The organism is Streptomyces sp. NPDC033136 (genome assembly GCF_055578235.1).
Genome location: NZ_JBVIPD010000040.1, coordinates 1 through 17,344 on the forward strand (window position 1 = coordinate 1; position 17,344 = coordinate 17,344).

12 protein-coding genes are annotated in these 17,344 nt (G+C 70.9%); 7 read left to right on the forward strand and 5 right to left on the reverse strand.

Translation table 11 applies throughout. The features are described from left to right. Positions 1 to 495 precede the first annotated feature (495 nt). The gene (locus tag ACZ5TL_RS38400; RefSeq protein ID WP_468595410.1) at positions 496 to 891 is read left to right on the forward strand and encodes a nuclear transport factor 2 family protein; all 396 of its coding nucleotides are present in this window, start codon (positions 496 to 498) and stop codon (positions 889 to 891) included. Positions 892 to 1,062: 171 nt separating this feature from the next. Here ACZ5TL_RS38400 and rpsT read toward each other — a convergent pair whose 3' ends face one another. Next, the gene (rpsT, locus tag ACZ5TL_RS38405) at positions 1,063 to 1,329 is read right to left on the reverse strand and encodes a 30S ribosomal protein S20 (RefSeq protein WP_468595411.1); all 267 of its coding nucleotides are present in this window, start codon (positions 1,327 to 1,329) and stop codon (positions 1,063 to 1,065) included. A 240-nt stretch (positions 1,330 to 1,569) separates the two neighbouring features. Between rpsT and lepA the strand changes: the two genes are divergently transcribed. Further along, positions 1,570 to 3,441 (forward strand): translation elongation factor 4, encoded by a 1,872-nt coding sequence (gene lepA / locus ACZ5TL_RS38410; protein WP_468595412.1) that lies wholly within the window; start codon positions 1,570 to 1,572, stop codon positions 3,439 to 3,441. A gap of 258 nt (positions 3,442 to 3,699) precedes the next feature. Next, positions 3,700 to 5,574, forward strand: coding sequence for an AMP-dependent synthetase/ligase (locus tag ACZ5TL_RS38415; RefSeq protein WP_468595413.1), 1,875 nt, complete (start codon positions 3,700 to 3,702; stop codon positions 5,572 to 5,574). A gap of 66 nt (positions 5,575 to 5,640) precedes the next feature. Here ACZ5TL_RS38415 and ACZ5TL_RS38420 read toward each other — a convergent pair whose 3' ends face one another. Further along, a complete protein-coding gene (locus ACZ5TL_RS38420; RefSeq protein ID WP_468595414.1) occupies positions 5,641 to 6,111 on the reverse strand; it encodes a response regulator in 471 nt (156 codons plus the stop codon). After that, on the reverse strand, positions 6,108 to 9,734 hold the full coding sequence (locus tag ACZ5TL_RS38425; protein WP_468595415.1) for a HAMP domain-containing protein: 3,627 nt from the start codon (positions 9,732 to 9,734) through the stop codon (positions 6,108 to 6,110). Before ACZ5TL_RS38425 ends, ACZ5TL_RS38420 begins: the two co-directional genes overlap by 4 nt. Before the next feature lie 354 nt (positions 9,735 to 10,088). Between ACZ5TL_RS38425 and ACZ5TL_RS38430 the strand changes: the two genes are divergently transcribed. Together ACZ5TL_RS38430 and hemW are read left to right on the forward strand one after the other, a co-directional pair. Continuing rightward, entirely contained in the window at positions 10,089 to 12,083 is a 1,995-nt protein-coding gene (locus tag ACZ5TL_RS38430) for a SpoIIE family protein phosphatase (protein WP_468595442.1), read from the forward strand. A gap of 27 nt (positions 12,084 to 12,110) precedes the next feature. Beyond that, a complete protein-coding gene (hemW, locus tag ACZ5TL_RS38435; protein ID WP_468595416.1) occupies positions 12,111 to 13,343 on the forward strand; it encodes a radical SAM family heme chaperone HemW in 1,233 nt (410 codons plus the stop codon). 117 nt (positions 13,344 to 13,460) lie between these two features. On the opposite strand, the gene ACZ5TL_RS38440 is transcribed toward hemW, so the two are convergent. Together ACZ5TL_RS38440 and ACZ5TL_RS38445 are read right to left on the reverse strand one after the other, a co-directional pair. Then, on the reverse strand, positions 13,461 to 14,267 hold the full coding sequence (locus ACZ5TL_RS38440; protein WP_468595417.1) for a DUF3097 domain-containing protein: 807 nt from the start codon (positions 14,265 to 14,267) through the stop codon (positions 13,461 to 13,463). A 31-nt stretch (positions 14,268 to 14,298) separates the two neighbouring features. Next, positions 14,299 to 15,048 (reverse strand): MBL fold metallo-hydrolase, encoded by a 750-nt coding sequence (locus ACZ5TL_RS38445; protein WP_468595418.1) that lies wholly within the window; start codon positions 15,046 to 15,048, stop codon positions 14,299 to 14,301. A 170-nt stretch (positions 15,049 to 15,218) separates the two neighbouring features. On the opposite strand from ACZ5TL_RS38445, the gene hrcA reads away from it, so the two are divergent. Both hrcA and dnaJ read left to right on the forward strand, forming a co-directional pair. Next, a complete protein-coding gene (gene hrcA, locus ACZ5TL_RS38450; RefSeq protein ID WP_468595419.1) occupies positions 15,219 to 16,235 on the forward strand; it encodes a heat-inducible transcriptional repressor HrcA in 1,017 nt (338 codons plus the stop codon). Then, on the forward strand, positions 16,235 to 17,344 hold a 1,110-nt coding region (gene dnaJ, locus ACZ5TL_RS38455; protein ID WP_468595420.1), incomplete at its 3' end, for a molecular chaperone DnaJ. The genes hrcA and dnaJ, both read left to right, overlap by 1 nt.

Consider the following 17,344-nt stretch of genomic DNA (forward strand, 5'->3'; position numbering starts at 1 on the left):
GGTAGCTCCGCTACAAGGCCTTCCGCCCGGCACGCCGAGAGCACGCACCGAACGCCGCTCCTTCTTCCACGGAGATCCATCAGAAGCCCCCTAGCGACACCGGTCCTTCGAGCCGCCTCTCGCAGGACGTCCGCCTCTCTCGGAGGCCCGGGGTGCGGCCAAGGCGAGCGGCCTGCTTGCTCTTCGGCAGCGCGGCGATGCGCGTGCCAGGCCGCGCGACCCGGGCGGGCCTGGTGAAAGGCCCCTCAGAAGGTGAAAGGCCCCCCCCAGAAGCGTCGCCCCCGGTCCAGGTCCGGGCGGGGAGCCGGGGCGCCACGCGGGCCCCGGCCGGCAGGTCCGCGCGGTGCCGGCCCGCCCGGCGTCTCCGCCCTGCCCGGCCCCGGCGGCGCGGGCGTCGCGCGCGTCCCTGTCTCCACTGTGCCGCGAGGGGCTGCCGGGGGGAGAATCGGCAGTGTCAGCCGTACGTCGCCAAAGGACAGAGAGGTGGCGAAGGCCATGGCTGAACACCCGCACGCAGCGCTGGTCCGCAAGGGATTCGAGGCCTTCTCGCAAGGTGACATGGACACCATGCGCGGGCTGATGGCAGCGGACGCCACCCACCACGTGCCCGGGAACCACCCGTTGTCGGGCGACTTCAAAGGGGTGAACGCGATCATCGAGATGTACGAGCGGCTCGGCACGGAGACCAACGGGACGGCGCGTGCCGATCTGATCGGCGTCTGTGCCGACGGCCGCGGCCACGCGGTCGGCATGATGCGCTTCACGGCCGAGCGCAACGGCAAGCACCTCGACGACACCGGCTGCATCATCTTCCGGGTTGTCGGGGACAAGATCACCGACCTCGACGAATGCGTCGAGGACATCGACAAGAACAACGAGTTCTGGTCCTGAGCAGACCGAGGGCCGGGTGCCTCCCATGGGGAATGGGACGCACCCGGCCCTCGCTTCGATCTGGTGGATCCGCGCCCGCGTGGCGAACGCAGGCCGCGCGCGGATCCGGGGTGCCGGACGGGAGCGGATGAGAGAGGGCCCGCTCGATTCCCTCCGGCGTCACATCAGACGTCAGCCCTTGAGCGCGGTGACCTTCTGAGCCAGCGCCGACTTCTTGTTGGCGGCCTGGTTCTTGTGGATGACGCCCTTCGAGACGGCCTTGTCGAGCTGACGCGCGGCAGCGCGCTGGTACTCGTTGGCCTTCTCGACGTCACCCGCGGCAGCAGCCTCACGGGCCTTGCGGATCGCGGTCTTCAGGGAGGACTTGACGGCCTTGTTGCGCAGCCGAGCCTTCTCGTTGGTCTTGATCCGCTTGATCTGGGACTTGATGTTCGCCACGAATGAGCCTCTACAGGTTCTGGCACGGGGCCGCACGGATGCCGCACGGTCCTGCACCGGGTGATTTCTTGAAGGCGTGCCTCCTGCGAGAGGGCATGAGACACAGCCACCCAGGCTACCAGCGGGCCCATCCACGGCCCAAACCCGTCCATGGTCCCGGCCCGTGGGACCATGGAGGCTACGTATCGATCCGACCCGAGACCGCAGACACTGCGGACGCCTCAAGAATCAGGACCCTGCGTGCCCGCGATCCCCAGCCACGTGCCCGAGCCGAGCCGTACCGATCCGGCTCTGATCCGCAACTTCTGCATCATCGCGCACATCGACCACGGCAAGTCCACGCTCGCCGACCGGATGCTCCAGCTGACCGGAGTGGTCGAGCAGCGGCAGATGCGCGCCCAGTACCTCGACCGCATGGACATCGAGCGCGAGCGTGGCATCACGATCAAGTCACAGGCGGTGCGTCTGCCGTGGGCCCCGACCCACGACAAGAGCAACACGCACATCCTGAACATGATCGACACCCCGGGGCACGTCGACTTCACCTACGAGGTCTCCCGCTCGCTCGCCGCGTGCGAGGGGACCATCCTCCTGGTCGACGCCGCCCAGGGCATCGAGGCCCAGACTCTCGCCAACCTCTACCTGGCGATGGAGAACGACCTCACGATCATCCCGGTGCTGAACAAGATCGACCTGCCGGCCGCGCAGCCCGAGAAGTTCGCCGAGGAGCTCGCCCACCTCATCGGGTGCGAGCCCGACGACGTCCTCAAGGTCTCCGCCAAGACCGGGCTCGGTGTCGAGGCGCTGCTGGACAAGGTGGTCGAGCAGGTTCCGGCCCCGGTCGGTGTGAAGGACGCCCCCGCGCGGGCCATGATCTTCGACTCCGTCTACGACTCATACCGGGGCGTGGTGACGTACGTCCGTGTCATCGACGGTCAGCTCAACAAGCGTGAGCGGATCCGGATGATGTCCACCGGCGCCACGCACGAGCTGCTGGAGATCGGCACCAACTCGCCGGAGATGCTGTCGGCCGACGGTCTCGCCGTCGGCGAGGTGGGATACCTCATCACCGGCGTGAAGGACGTCCGCCAGTCCAAGGTGGGTGACACCGTCACCAGCCAGCACAAGGGGGCCGAAGAGGCGCTCGGCGGGTACAAGGACCCCAAGCCGATGGTCTTCTCCGGCCTCTACCCCCTGGACGGCTCGGACTACCCCGAGCTGCGCGAGGCCTTGGACAAGCTCCAGCTCAACGACGCCGCGCTGGTCTACGAGCCGGAGACCTCCGCGGCCCTCGGCTTCGGCTTCCGCGTCGGTTTCCTCGGGCTGCTGCACCTGGACGTGATCCGCGAGCGGCTGGAGCGCGAGTTCGGGCTCGACCTGATCGCCACCGCGCCGAACGTCGTCTACCGCGTCCTCATGGAGGACGGCAGCGAGCACACGGTCACCAACCCGAGCGAGTTCCCCGAGGGCAAGATCTCGGAAGTCTACGAGCCGGTCGTACGGGCCACCCTCCTGGCGCCCAGCGAGTTCATCGGCTCGATCATGGAGCTGTGCCAGACGCGGCGCGGCACCCTGCTCGGCATGGACTACCTGTCCGAGGACCGGGTCGAGATCCGCTACACCCTGCCCCTCGCCGAGATCGTCTTCGACTTCTTCGACCAGCTGAAGTCCAAGACCCGCGGCTACGCCTCGCTCGACTACGAGCCCACCGGCGAGCAGACCTCCAGCCTGGTCAAGGTCGACATCCTGCTGCACGGCGACAAGGTGGACGCCTTCTCGGCGATCACCCACAAGGACCAGGCCTACGCCTACGGGGTGCGGCTCGTCGCCAAGCTCAAGGAACTCATCCCGCGACAGGCCTTCGAGGTGCCCGTCCAGGCCGCCATCGGCTCCCGGGTCATCGCCCGCGAGACCATCCGCGCCATCCGCAAGGACGTTCTCGCCAAGTGCTACGGCGGTGACATCTCCCGTAAGCGGAAGCTGCTGGAGAAGCAGAAGGAGGGCAAGAAGCGAATGAAGATGGTGGGTTCCGTGGAAGTTCCGCAGGAGGCCTTCATCGCCGTTCTGTCGAGCGATGACAGCGCGGGGCCGGGCAAGGGCAAGAAGCAGTAGCCTGTTACCGAGGGTTACACCGCAAACCGGGTAGAACAGGGGCCCGCCGTGCGAAAGTGCGGCGGGCTCCGCGCGTATACGGGGTAGCTCTCTGTAGGAAGTGACAGGCCGCGGCCCCTTACGCAGCGGCCGGTCGGCCTTTACTCTGTCCCTGCTCGATAGTTACTCGCGAGTTAAACAACGGTGTGACCGGCACCTCGTGAGTACAAACCAGCCGCACCTGAGCCAGCCGCACTGTCGCGGGCCCCGGAGGATGTCGTGAGCGACGCACTGACCTTGATCGAGAACCGTCCGCCGTCCGTGGCGGGCCTCTTCCTGGAGCGCGTGGCGGCCACGCCGGACGCCGAGGCCTACCGGTATCCGGTCCCCTCGTCCTCCGGCCAGGGGCCGGACGAGTGGAAGTCCCTGAGCTGGGCGCAGACCGCCGAGCGGGTCTACGCCATCGCGGCGGGGCTCATCGAGCTGGGCGTGCAGCCCGAGCAGCGCGTCGCCCTCGCCTCCAGCACCCGGATCGAGTGGATCCTGGCCGACCTCGGCATCATGTGCGCCGGCGCCGCCACGACCACGGTGTATCCGCAGACCAACGCCGACGAGTCGGCGTACATCCTGTCGGACTCCCAGAGCCGGGTGCTCATCGCGGAGAACGCCGAGCAGCTGGCCAAGGCGAAGGAGAAGCGCGCCGAGCTGCCCGAGCTGACCCACGTCGTGGTCGTGGATCCGGCCGGTGCCGAGACCGCCGACTGGATCCTCACCCTCGAGGAGCTGGAGAAGCGCGGCGCGGCACGGCTGGAGAAGGACCCCGACCTGGTCAAGGAGCGGGTCGGCGCGATCACCAAGGACCAGCTGGCCACCCTCATCTACACCTCCGGCACCACCGGCCGCCCCAAGGGCGTGCGCCTGCCGCACGACAACTGGGCGTACATGGCGAAGGCGATCGCCGCGACCGGGCTGGTCAGCACTGAGGACGTGCAGTACCTGTGGCTGCCGCTCGCGCACGTCTTCGGCAAGGTGCTCACCTCCGGGCAGATCGAGGTCGGGCACGTCACCGCCGTGGACGGCCGGGTCGACAAGATCATCGAGAATCTGCCGGTGGTGCAGCCGACGTACATGGCCGCCGTGCCGCGCATCTTCGAGAAGGTCTACAACGGCGTCGCCGCGAAGGCCCGGGCGGCCGGCGGGGCCAAGTACAAGATCTTCCAGTGGGCCGCCGAGGTCGCCCGCGAGTACGCCAAGGTCTCCCAGGACAACTTCCGGCGGACCGGGACCGCGTCCGTGCCGTTCGGGCTGGGCGCGAAGCACAAGGTCGCGGACGCGCTGGTGTACGCCAAGATCCGGGAGGCCTTCGGCGGGAACCTGCGGGCGTGCGTCTCGGGTTCGGCCGCCCTCGCGCCTGAGATCGGCTACTTCTTCTCCGGCGCGGGCATCCACATCCTCGAGGGCTACGGCCTGACCGAGTCCTCGGCGGCGTCGTTCGTGAACCCGGGCGAGGCCTACCGCACCGGGACGGTCGGCAAGCCGCTGCCCGGTACGGAGGTGCGGATCGCCGACGACGGCGAGATCCTGCTGCGGGGCCCGGGGGTCATGGAGGGTTACCACAAGCTGCCCGAGAAGACCGCGGAGGTGCTGGAGCCGGACGGCTGGTTCCACACCGGGGACATCGGGGAGCTGTCGCCCGACGGGTACCTGCGGATCACCGACCGCAAGAAGGACCTCATCAAGACGTCGGGCGGCAAGTACATCGCGCCGGCCGAGGTCGAGGGGCAGTTCAAGGCGGTGTGCCCGTACGTGTCCAACATCCTCGTGCACGGGGCGGACCGGAACTTCTGCACGGCGCTCATCGCGCTCGACGAGCTCGCGATCACCGAGTGGGCCAAGGAGAACGGGCTCGAGGGGAAGCCGTACGCGGAGATCGTGGCGGCGCCGGTGACCGTCGAGATGGTCGACGGGTATGTGAAGCAGCTCAACGAGGGGCTCCAGCGGTGGCAGACCATCAAGAAGTTCCGGCTGCTGCCGCGGGACCTCGACGTCGAGCACGGTGAGATCACGCCGAGTCTGAAGCTGAAGCGACCGGTCGTGGAGCGGGAGTACAAGCACCTGATCGAGGAGATGTACGAGGGGTCTCGCGAGGCGTAGGGGACGGCGGGGGAGCGCGGGCGGCTGCGGGGTGTACGTGGCCGCTCGCACGGGTCCCCGCGCCCCTCAGGTTTCCGAGCCGACCCGGCGTCTCAGGTCCTGGACCTCCGCGCGCAGGCGTTCCACTTCTCTGCCCTTGCGGTAGAGGTCCAGGAAGACGCTCACCTTGGCCCTGAGGACCCACGGGTCGAAGGGCTTGGTCACGTAGTCGGCGGCGCCGGTCGCGTAGCCGCGGAAGGCGTAGCCCGGGTCGTCACCCGCGCCGGTCAGGAAGATGATCGGCACGTTCCGGGTCTGGTCCAGGCGTTTGATGTGGGCGGCCGTCTCGAAGCCGTCCATGCCGGGCATCCTCACGTCGAGCAGGACCAGAGCGATCGGCTGCCGGAGCAGGGCCTTCATGGCCTCCTCGCCGGAACGGGCCCGGACCAGCGGCTCGTCGAGGGAGGCGAGGACGGCCTCCAGGGCGGTCAGGTTGTCCTCCATGTCGTCGACCAGCAGGATTCCGGCGCGTTCGGGGTGGGTGGCCGCGTCGCTCATGCCTCTTCTTCCGTGCCCTCGGGGTCCAGCAGGTCGCACACCACCGTCAGCAGGCCCTCGACGTCCACCGGCTTGGGCACGTGGTCGTCGGCACCGCGGGCGATGGACTTCTCGCGGTCGCCGGGCATCGCCTTCGCGGTCAGGGCGACGATGGGCAGGCTCGCCCAGCGCGGGGTGCGGCGGATGGCCGAGATGGTCTCGTAGCCGTCCATCCCCGGCATCATGATGTCCATCAGGACCAGTTCGACGTCCGTGCCGCGTTCCAGCGTCTCGATGCACTCGCGGCCGTTCTCCGCGTACAGCACGGTCATGCCGACGCGGCCCAGGACATGGGTGAGGGCGAAGACGTTGCGGATGTCGTCGTCGACGATCAGTACCCGCCGCCCGGCCAGGATCCGGCCCGGCCTGCCGGACGTCCATGCCTCCAGCCTGGTCGGCGCGGGCCAGGCGTCGTCCGTGTCGGAGGCGGCCGGGAACGGTCCGGAGGTGGCCGGCTGAAGGGGCAGGGGCGGGGGCAGGGGCAGTTCGGGGCGGTCCTCCGGGGCCGGTCCCGGCGCCGTGTGCCCGGGGCTCACCACAGGCACGTACAGGGTGAACGTGGAACCCTTGCCCGGCTCGCTCTCGGCGACGATCCGGCCGCCGAGCAGGCCCGCGATCTTCCGGCTGATGGACAGGCCGAGGCCGGTGCCGCCGTACTTGCGGTTGGTGGTGCCGTCGGCCTGCTGGAACGCCTCGAAGATCACCGGGAGTTTCTCCGGCGCGATGCCGATGCCGGTGTCGGACACGGTGAACGCGATGACGTCGTCGGTGTCCCGGACTCCCTCACTCTCGACTTCTCCCCCACTCTCGACTGCGCTCGAGCGGGGGGACCCCCATGAGCGGGGAGACCCCCGCCGGTGCTCGGTGTCCCGCACCCGGTCCACGCGCAGCTCGACCTTGCCGGTCGCGGTGAACTTGATCGCGTTGGAGAGGAGGTTGCGCAGGATCTGCTGGAGGCGCTGCTCGTCCGAGTACATCTCGCGCGGTACGTCCTCGCCGACCGCCAGCTCGAAGGGGAGCCCCCGGTCGATGGTGAGGGGGCGGAACGTGGCGTGGACGTAGTCGAGAAGCTTGATCAACGGCAGTCGTTTCGGGCGTACGTCCATCCGGCCCGCCTCGATCTTCGACAGGTCCAGGATGTCGTTGATCAGCTGGAGCAGGTCCGAGCCCGAGCGGTGGATCGTCGTCGCGAACTGCACCTCCTGGTCCGTGAGACGGCCGTCCGGGTTGTCGGAGAGCAGCCGGGCCAGGATCAGCAGGGAGTTGAGCGGTGTGCGCAGCTCGTGCGACATGTTCGCCAGGAACTCCGACTTGTACTGCGAGGACGTGGCCAGCAGGGCGGCCTTCTCCTCCAGTTCGGCGTTGGAGCGCTGCAGCTCGCGCTGCTGCTTCTGGAGTTCGTCCGAGCGCTCCTGGAGCTGCATGGCGAGGCGCTGGGACTCGCCGAGCAGGGACTCCGTGCGGGAGTTGGCGATGATCGTGTTGATGGCGACGCCGATGGTGTGGACGAACTGGTCGAAGAAGGCCAGGTGCACATCGGAGAAGCGGGAGAAGGAGGCGAGTTCGATGACGCCGAGGAGCTTGTCCTCGAAGAGGATCGGGATGATGACGATCGTCGTGGGAGCCGCCTCGCCGAGACCGCTGTTGATCTTGATGTAGTCGGGCGGGGCGCCCTCGACCAGGATCCGCTTCTTCTCCCGGGCCGCCTGCGCCACCAGGCCGTGCACGGGGAGGGCACCGGTCTCGACGGTCGCGTCCTGGGCGGCGCCGTAGCCGGCGATGAAGGCCAGGCCCTTCGTCGGGACGGTGGTGTGCGGGGCCGCGCCGTCCTCCTCGGTGTCGGCCAGGTAGAACGCGCCGTACTGGGCGTTCACCAGCGGGGTCAGCTCGCGGAGTATCAGGTCGGCGACCTCCATCAGGTCGCGGTGGCCCTGCATCAGGGCGGCGAGCCGGGCGAGGTTGGACTCCAGCCAGTCCTTCGCGCGGGTCGTCTCGCGCAGGTTGGCCACCATCAGGTTGATGTTGTCCTTCAGCTCGGTGACCTCGCCGCGGGTCTCGACCGTGATCGAGCGGGACATGTCGCCCTGGGCCACGGCGGAGGCGACCTCGGCGATCGCACGGACCTGGGTGGTGAGGTTCGAGGCCAGCTCGTTGACGTTCGTTGTCAGGCCTTTCCAGGTGCCGTGGACGCCCTCGACCCTGGCCTGGCCGCCGAGCCGGCCCTCGCTGCCGACCTCGCGGGCCACGCGCGTGACCTCCGAGGAGAAGGAGGACAGCGTGTCGACCATTGTGTTGATGGTGGTCTTCAGCTCCAGGATCTCGCCGCGGGCGTCCACGTCGATCTTCCGGGACAGGTCACCCTGCGCGACGGCCGTCGCGACCTGGGCGATGTTGCGCACCTGCGAAGTGAGGTTGTCGGCCATGTAGTTGACGTTGTCCGTCAGATCGCGCCAGACCCCGGAGACACCCGGGACCTGGGCCCGGCCGCCGAGCCGGCCGTCGGTGCCGACCTCGCGGGCCACGCGGGTGACCTCGTCGGCGAAGGCACGCAGCTGCTCCACCATCGTGTTGACGGTGTCCTTGAGTTCGAGGATCTCGCCGCGCGCGTCGACCGTGATCTTCTTCGACAGGTCGCCGTTGGCGACGGCGGTGGTGACCTGGGCGATGTTGCGGACCTGCGAGGTCAGGTTCAGCGCCATGGAGTTGACGTTGTCGGTGAGGTCCTTCCAGAGGCCGGAGACGCCCCGGACCTGCGCCTGGCCGCCCAGCCGGCCCTCGGTGCCCACCTCGCGGGCCACGCGGGTGACCTCGTCGGCGAAGGCGGAGAGCTGGTCGACCATCGTGTTCACGGTCAGCTTCAGTTCCAGCAGTTCACCGGTCGCCTCGACCGTGACCGTGCGGGTCAGGTCGCCGCGCGCCACCGCCGTCGTGACCGCCGCGATGTCCCGGACCTGGGCCGTCAGCCGCGACGCCATCGTGTTGACGGCCTCCGTCACGTCCCGCCAACTGCCCGACAGCCCGCGCACCTTGGCCCGGCCGCCGAGCCGGCCCTCGGTGCCGACCTCGCGGGCGACCCGCGTCACCTCGCCGGTGAACAGGGAGAGCTGGTCCACCATCTTGTTCACGGCCCGGCCGAGGCGCCTCAGGTCCCCGCGTAACTCCCGCGTGCCGTCGTGCAGATCGACCCGCTGGGTCAGATCGCCGCCGGCCACCGCGTCCAGCACGCGGGTGGCGTCGGCCGCCGGGGCGACCAGGGCGTCGAGCAGCTGGTTCACGTCGTCGACGCGGGACGTCCACAGGCCCTGCCCCGGACTGGCCGAGAGCCGCTCGTCGAGCCGGCCGTGCCGCGCCAGCTCCCGTCTGACGCGCCGCACCTCGGTGGTGAAGTGGACGCTGCGGTCCATGATCTGGTTGAAGACCGCGGTGAGTTCGGCCACCATCCCGTGGCCGGTTTCCGACACCTTGGTGAAATCGCCGTCGCGAGCGGCTGTCATGGCCGCGAGCAGGGGGCGCAGATCGGATGCACGAATCTGACCGTCTTCATGCCGGTCTTCGACCACAGGAGTAGCACGGTTCTCACTCATGGCGGCCCACTTCGGTAACTCGGCGCTTATGGGCGTGGCCAGTCTGTCACTCTGTCGGCATCGACTGTGGTGTATTCGTACGAACTGCCCGGGGAGCTGTCCATGGGGGCCATTCCGACGCAACGGGAGACCGCCTCCCGTGCCTCAGAAGCGCCTGCACACGCTTGGGAGACGCCCGTGCCCGTTCAGGAGGGGCCCGTTTCGGGGGAGACCGCACCGGCTGCCGAGGTGCTCTCTCCGTCCGCGGAGGTGCTCGCCCGGCCCGCGGAGGTGTTCTCTCCGTCCGCGGAGGTGCTCGCCCGGCCCGCGGAGGTGTTCTCTCCGTCCGCGGAGGTGCTCGCCCGGCCCGCCGAGGTGCTCCCCCCGTCCGCCGAGGCGGCGCCCGCGCAGGAGTGCGCGCGGGCGCACACGACTCTGCCCGGCAGCTCGCTCGCGCCGGGCGCCGCCCGCGCCCTGGTGCGCGCGGCGCTCGCCGAATGGACCCGGCTCGGCCTGCCCGGCACCGAGCACCTCACCGACCGCCTGGCCGACGACGCCACGCTCGTCGTCAGCGAACTCGTCACCAACGCCGTCGTGCACGCCGGAACCGACGTCGAGATGGAGTGCCGGCTGGAGGGCGACACCGCGGACACGGCCGCGCTCGTCGTCGAGGTCTGCGACCGCCACCCCTCCCGAGCCCCGCGCGGAGGCGAGCCGGACCCGCCGCACGACACCCCTGAGCACGGGCGCGGCCTGCGGCTCGTCGGCGCGCTCTCCGAGGCGTGGGGCATCACCTACCGCCCGGGCCGGAAGACGGTGTGGGCGCGGTTGCCCGCCGGGGCGTGCGCGGCGGGGGAGCAGATCGAGGCGTACGGGGAGGCGGGGCTGGCGCGCGGGTTGCGGGTGGCGGAGATCCTGGCGCCGGAACCGCCCCGCGGCGACGGGGCCGGAGAGGAGGCCGTACGGGACTCTCCCGGCCCGCGTGACTGGAGGGAGTGGAGCGACCTGCGGGACTGGCGGGAGCGGTACGAGAGCCGTGATCAGGACGGCCGCGACGGCTCCTGGCTCGGCCGCGGCGCCCTGTCCTTCCTCGCCGAGGCCTCCGACCTGCTCGCCGGACAGCTCGACGAGGACCTGGTCGCCGCCCTCGCCGGGCAGCTGATCGTGCCGCGGCTGGCCGACTGGTGCGCGGTCTGGCTGGAGGACGAGGCCACCGGCGGCGGCTGGAGCGGCGGAGCCGGGGTGGGCGGGCCCCGGCTGGCCCGGGTCTGGCACGGCAGCGAGAACCGCATCGAGGAACTGCGCCGGGCCCTGGAGAAGGACCCCCCGCACCCCTCCGACCCGCTACGGCCGGACCCCGTCGGCTACCCCTGGCCCGGCGAGGCGCTCGGTGACGCGCCCGGCGAGCCGGGCTCGGCCCTGGCCTACCGGCTGGTCGCCGGGGGCCGCCCGCTGGGCACCCTCGTCATCGGACGGTCCGGGACCTCCGGCTTCCCCGACGAGATCACCGGCCTGGTCGAGGACCTCAGCCGCCGGGTGGCCCTGGCGATCGGCGCCGCCCGGCAGTACGCCCGGCAGGCCACCATCAGCGCCGTACTCCAGCGCGGCCTGCTGCCCGGCGCGGTGGCCGAGATCCCCGGCGTGCGCAGCGCCCTCGTCTACGAGCCGTGTGACAAGGGCGGGCCCAGCGGCGATTTCTACGACCTGTTCCCGGCGGGCGACGGCCGCTGGTGCTTCGCCGTCGGCGACGTCCAGGGCAAGGGGCCCGAGGCGGCCGTCGTGATCGGTCTGGCCCGGCCCTGGCTGCGCCTGCTGGCCCGCGAGGGCTACCGGGTCGCCGACGTCCTCGACCGCCTCAACCAGCTCCTGCTCGACGACGCGACGGAGGCCGCGGACGCGGCGGCCCGGGCGCTGGTGGCGGCGGGCGCGCGGGCGACCCCGCCCGGCGACGGCCCCCAGACGCGCTTCCTGTCCCTGCTCTACGGCGAACTCGTCCCCTTCGGCGGCGGGGTCCGCTGCACCGTCGCCTCCGCGGGTCATCCGCTGCCCCTGCTGCTCGGAGCGGGCGGCGAGGTCCACACCGCCGCGCAGCCGCAGACCCTCCTGGGCGTCGTCGAGGACGCCACGTACACCAGTGAGACCTTCGAGCTGCGCTCCGGCGACACGCTGCTGTGCGTCACCGACGGTGTCACCGAGCGCCGCTCCGGATCCCGCCAGTTCGACGACGGGGACGGGCTCGCGGCGGCTCTCGCGGGCTGCGCCGGGCTGGACGCCGAGCTGATAGCCGAGCGGATCAAGCGGCTGGTGCACGAGTTCGGGGCGCGGCCCCCGGCGGACGACCTGGCGTTGCTGGTGCTCCAGGCGGACTGACCACGCGGGTGCTGGACAATGGAGGACATGCCTTCCGCACTCCCCGACGGCGAGCCCGTCCCCGACGACGGCACGCTGCCCGCGTCCGCGCTCGCCGGGGCCGCCGACCGCCCGCTCGGGTTCTACCTGCACGTTCCCTACTGCGCGACCCGCTGCGGCTACTGCGACTTCAACACCTACACGGCGACCGAGCTGCGCGGCACCGGCGGCGTGCTCGCCTCGCGGGACAACTACGCCGAGACGCTGGCCGACGAGGTCAGGCTGGCGCGGAAGGTGCTGGGGGACGATCCGCGGCCCGTTCGTACGGTGTTCGTGGGCGGGGGGACGCCGACCCTGCTCGACGCCGGTGACCTGGTGCGGATGCTCGCGGCCGTCCGTGACGAGTTCGGGCTCGCGGAGGACGCCGAGGTCACGACCGAGGCGAACCCGGAGTCGGTCGATCCGGGGTATCTGGCGGCGCTGCGCGAGGGGGGCTTCAACCGGATCTCCTTCGGGATGCAGAGCGCGCGGCAGCACGTGCTGAAGGTGCTGGACCGCACGCATACGCCGGGGCGGCCCGAGGCGTGTGTCGCGGAGGCCCGGGCGGCCGGGTTCGAGCACGTGAACCTCGATCTGATCTACGGCACGCCGGGGGAGTCCGACGCCGACTGGCGGGCCTCGCTCGACGCGGTGCTGGGGGCCGGGCCGGACCATGTCAGCGCGTACGCCCTGATCGTCGAGGAGGGGACGCAGCTGGCCCGCCGGATCCGCCGGGGCGAGGTGCCGATGACCGACGACGACGTCCACGCCGACCGGTATCTGATCGCGGACGAGGTGCTCTCGGGCACGGGCTTCGAGTGGTACGAGGTGTCGAACTGGGCGACCTCGCAGGCGGGGCGGTGCCTGCACAACGAGCTGTACTGGCGCGGGGCCGACTGGTGGGGGGCCGGCCCCGGTGCGCACAGTCATGTGGGCGGCGTGCGGTGGTGGAACGTGAAGCATCCCGGGGCGTACGCGGCGGCGCTGGCGGCGGGGAGGTCGCCGGGGGCCGGGCGCGAGGTGCTCTCGGAGGAGGACCGGCGGGTCGAGCGGATTCTGCTGGAGCTGCGGCTGCGGGAGGGTGTGCCGCTGTCGCTGCTGCGGGAGGACGGGCTTGCGGCTTCGCGCAGGGCCCTGTCGGACGGGCTGCTGCAAGAGGGTCCGTACGATGAGGGCCGGGCCGTGCTGACGCTGCGGGGGCGGTTGCTGGCGGATGGTGTGGTGCGGGACCTCGTGGACTGAGGTGCTCGGCGTCGGTGCTGGGCCCGGGGCGTTCCGCGCCCGGCACAGCGGGGTGCCGCCCCTTCGGGACGGGCACCGCCCCGGCGGCACAATCGCCGCGGCCGAGGAGCTGAGCGCCTACGCCGGCGCCGTCACGAAGTCGATCAGTTCCTCCACCCGGCCCAGCAGCTCCGGCTCCAGGTCCTTGTACGAGCGCACGCCCGACAGGATCCGCTGCCAGGCCGCGCCCGTGTTCTCCGGCCAGCCCAGGGCGCGGCACACGCCCGTCTTCCAGTCCTGGCCGCGCGGGATCCGGGGCCAGGACCCGATGCCCAGTGCCGACGGTTTCACCGCCTCCCAGACGTCGATGTACGGGTGGCCCACCACCAGCGCGTGCTCGCTCGTCACCGACTGCGCGATGCGCCACTCCTTCGAGCCCGGCACGAGGTGGTCCACCAGCACGCCCAGCCGCGCGTCCGGGCCCGGAGCGAAGTCGGCGACGATCGACGGGAGGTCGTCGACGCCCTCCAGGTACTCCACGACCACGCCCTCGATGCGCAGGTCGTCGCCCCACACCTTCTCGACCAGTTCGGCGTCGTGCCGGCCCTCGACGTAGATGCGGCCGGCGCGGGCCACGCGGGCGCGTGCGCCGGGGACGGCCACCGAACCGGAGGCCGTGCGGGTGGGACGCGCGGGGCCGCCCGACGTGGGGCGGACCAGCGTCACCGCCTTGCCTTCCAGCAGGAAGCCGCGGGGCTCCATCGGGAACACGCGGTGCTTGCCGAAGCGGTCCTCCAGTGTCACCGTGCCCGCCTCGCAGCGGATCACCGCGCCGCAGAAACCCGTCCCGGCCTCCTCGACCACCAGGCCCGGCTCCGCCGGAACCTCGGGAACCGGCGTCGGCTTCTTCCACGGCGGGGTCAGATCGGGCGAGTACTGGCGCATTCGGATGACGATAGGAGAAGCCGCCGGGCGATCACGGAGACACGCCGAAACGCGCCGCCAGCGCGTCCCGCTGGGCCCGGACGAACGCCGCGCCCACCACCGCTCCGTGACCGGGCACGTACACCGCGTCCTCGCCGCCCAGGTCGAGCAGCCGGTCCAGGGCGGCCGGCCAGTGCGACGGCACCGCGTCGGGACCCGCCTGCGGCTCGCCGGACTCCTCGACCAGGTCGCCGCAGAACACCACCTCCGGATCCCCCGGCACCAGGACCGCCAGGTCGTGCGCGGTGTGCCCCGGGCCGACGTTCGCCAGCAGCACCTGGCGCCCGCCGCCCAGGTCCAGGGTCCACTCGCCGGACACCAGGTGGCCCGGCGGGACCAGCCGGTCCGCCGACTCCCGCGCGGTGGTCCCGGCCAGGCCGTTGCGTACCGCGTCCGCCCGCAGCTCCTCGCGGTCCCGCACGCGCGTCAGCAGCGCGTCCACACCCACCGCGCCGAACACCTCCGCCCCCGCGGACACCTTCGGCCCCGCGAACGCCGACGCCCCGAAGACATGGTCGAAGTGGGGATGTGTCAGCGCGAGATGTGTCACACGGTGGCCGGTGAGCGACTGCGCCTGCTCGCGCACCCGCGCGCCCTCGGCCGGGCTCGATCCGGCGTCGATCACGAGGACCGCGCCCTCACCGGCGACCAGCCCCACCGTGCAGTCCCACACCGGCAGCCGGCACCGCCCCACCCCGGAGGCCACGCGCTCCCATCCGAGCTCTTCCCAAGTCACCGTCATACGGCGACGCTAGCGGTGACCCCCGCCCGGGGCACGACAGCACGCGACCAGCCTTGCCGGGGGCGTACCCCACCGCCGTACACTGGGCGGGGAATGCTGGCACTCGCATGCGCAGAGTGCCAGGCCGTGACGGACAGGGCAGCAGGCGGAGAGATCTGGAGGTGTGCGCGATGCTCAGTGAACGCAGGCTGCAGGTGCTGCGCGCCATCGTCCAGGACTACGTCGGCACCGAGGAGCCGGTCGGCTCCAAGGCCCTCACCGAGCGGCACAGCCTCGGCGTCTCCCCGGCCACCGTCCGCAACGACATGGCGGCCCTCGAGGACGAGGGATACATCGCCCAGCCGCACACCAGCGCCGGGCGCATCCCCACCGACAAGGGTTACCGGCTGTTCGTGGACAAGCTCGCGGGCGTCAAGCCCATGACCGCGCCCGAGCGGCGCGCGATCCAGAACTTCCTCGAGGGCGCCGTCGACCTCGACGACGTCGTGGCGCGTACGGTGCGGCTGCTCGCGCAGCTCACCCGCCAGGTCGCCGTCGTGCAGTACCCGTCGCTGACCCGGTCGACCGTGCGGCACGTGGAGTTGCTCTCCCTCGCGCCCGCGCGGGTGATGCTCGTGCTGATCACGGACACCGGGCGGGTCGAGCAGCGCGTGGTCGACTGCCCGGCGCCCTTCGGCGAGGCCTCCCTCGCGGATCTGCGCGCGCGGCTCAACAGCCGTGTGGCGAACCGCCGTTTCGCGGATGTGCCGAGTCTGGTGGAGGATCTGCCGGAGGCGTTCGAGCACGAGGACCGGGGTACCGTCTCCACGGTGCTCTCCACACTTCTGGAGACGCTCGTCGAGGAGAACGAGGAGCGGTTGATGATCGGCGGCACCGCCAATCTGACCCGCTTCGGTCATGACTTCCCCCTCACGATCCGGCCGGTGCTGGAGGCGCTCGAGGAGCAGGTCGTGCTCCTCAAGCTGCTCGGCGAGGCGAAGGATCCGGGCGTGACCGTACGGATCGGTCACGAGAACGCCCACGAAGGACTCAACTCCACGTCCGTCGTGTCGGTCGGCTACGGTTCGGGCGGCGAGGCAGTCGCCAAGCTCGGCGTGGTCGGACCGACCCGCATGGACTACCCGGGAACGATGGGAGCGGTACGCGCAGTGGCACGGTACGTCGGACAGATCCTGGCGGAGTCGTAGTGGCCACGGACTACTACGCCGTACTCGGCGTGCGCCGCGACGCGTCGCAGGAAGAGATCAAGAAGGCCTTCCGGCGGCTCGCACGCGAGCTGCACCCGGACGTCAACCCCGATCCGAAGACCCAGGAGCGGTTCAAGGAGATCAACGCCGCTTACGAGGTGCTGTCGGACCCGCAGAAGAAGCAGGTCTACGACCTCGGCGGCGACCCGCTCTCGCAGGCCGGAGGCGGCGGCGCGGGCGGCTTCGGAGCCGGTGGCTTCGGGAACTTCTCCGACATCATGGACGCGTTCTTCGGCACGGCGTCGCAGCGCGGACCGCGCTCGCGCACCCGCCGCGGCCAGGACGCCATGATCCGCATCGAGGTCGAGCTCGACGAGGCTGCCTTCGGCACGACGAAGGACATCCAGGTCGACACGGCCGTCGTCTGCACCACCTGTAGCGGTGAGGGCGCGGCGCCGGGCACCTCCGCGCAGACGTGTGACATGTGCCGTGGTCGCGGTGAGGTGTCGCAGGTCACCCGGTCCTTCCTGGGCCAGGTCATGACCTCCCGCCCCTGCCCGCAGTGCCAGGGCTTCGGGACGGTCGTGCCGACGCCGTGTCCCGAGTGCGCGGGCGACGGCCGGGTGCGGTCCCGCCGGACGCTCACGGTCAAGATCCCGGCCGGTGTCGACAACGGCACGCGCATCCAGCTCGCCGGCGAGGGCGAGGTCGGCCCCGGCGGCGGTCCGGCCGGTGACCTCTACGTCGAGATCCACGAGCTGCCGCACAGCACGTTCCAGCGGCGCGGCGACGACCTGCACTGCACGGTGACGATCCCCATGACGGCGGCCTCCCTCGGCACGAAGGTGCCGCTGGAGACGCTCGACGGCATGGAGGAGGTCGACATCCGCCCGGGCACCCAGTCCGGCCAGTCGATCCCCCTGCACGGCCGGGGCGTCACGCACCTGCGCGGCGGCGGACGCGGCGACCTCATCGTCCACGTCGAGGTCCAGACCCCGACCAAGCTCGACCCCGAGCAGGAACGCCTGCTCCGCGAACTGTCCAAGCTGCGCGGCGAGGAACGTCCGACGGGGCAGTTCCAGCCCGGGCAGCAAGGGTTGTTCTCGCGT

What these genes read in the sequence shown, in the direction of transcription:
- ACZ5TL_RS38425 (WP_468595415.1), bottom strand. Translation starts at nt 9,734, where the DNA reads ATGAGTGAGAACCGTGCTACTCCTGTGGTCGAAGACCGGCATGAAGAC.
- ACZ5TL_RS38440 (WP_468595417.1), bottom strand. Translation starts at nt 14,267, where the DNA reads ATGCGCCAGTACTCGCCCGATCTGACCCCGCCGTGGAAGAAGCCGACG.
- hrcA (WP_468595419.1), top strand. Translation starts at nt 15,219, where the DNA reads ATGCTCAGTGAACGCAGGCTGCAGGTGCTGCGCGCCATCGTCCAGGAC.
- ACZ5TL_RS38445 (WP_468595418.1), bottom strand. Translation starts at nt 15,048, where the DNA reads ATGACGGTGACTTGGGAAGAGCTCGGATGGGAGCGCGTGGCCTCCGGG.
- ACZ5TL_RS38400 (WP_468595410.1), top strand. Translation starts at nt 496, where the DNA reads ATGGCTGAACACCCGCACGCAGCGCTGGTCCGCAAGGGATTCGAGGCC.
- hemW (WP_468595416.1), top strand. Translation starts at nt 12,111, where the DNA reads ATGCCTTCCGCACTCCCCGACGGCGAGCCCGTCCCCGACGACGGCACG.
- ACZ5TL_RS38420 (WP_468595414.1), bottom strand. Translation starts at nt 6,111, where the DNA reads ATGAGCGACGCGGCCACCCACCCCGAACGCGCCGGAATCCTGCTGGTC.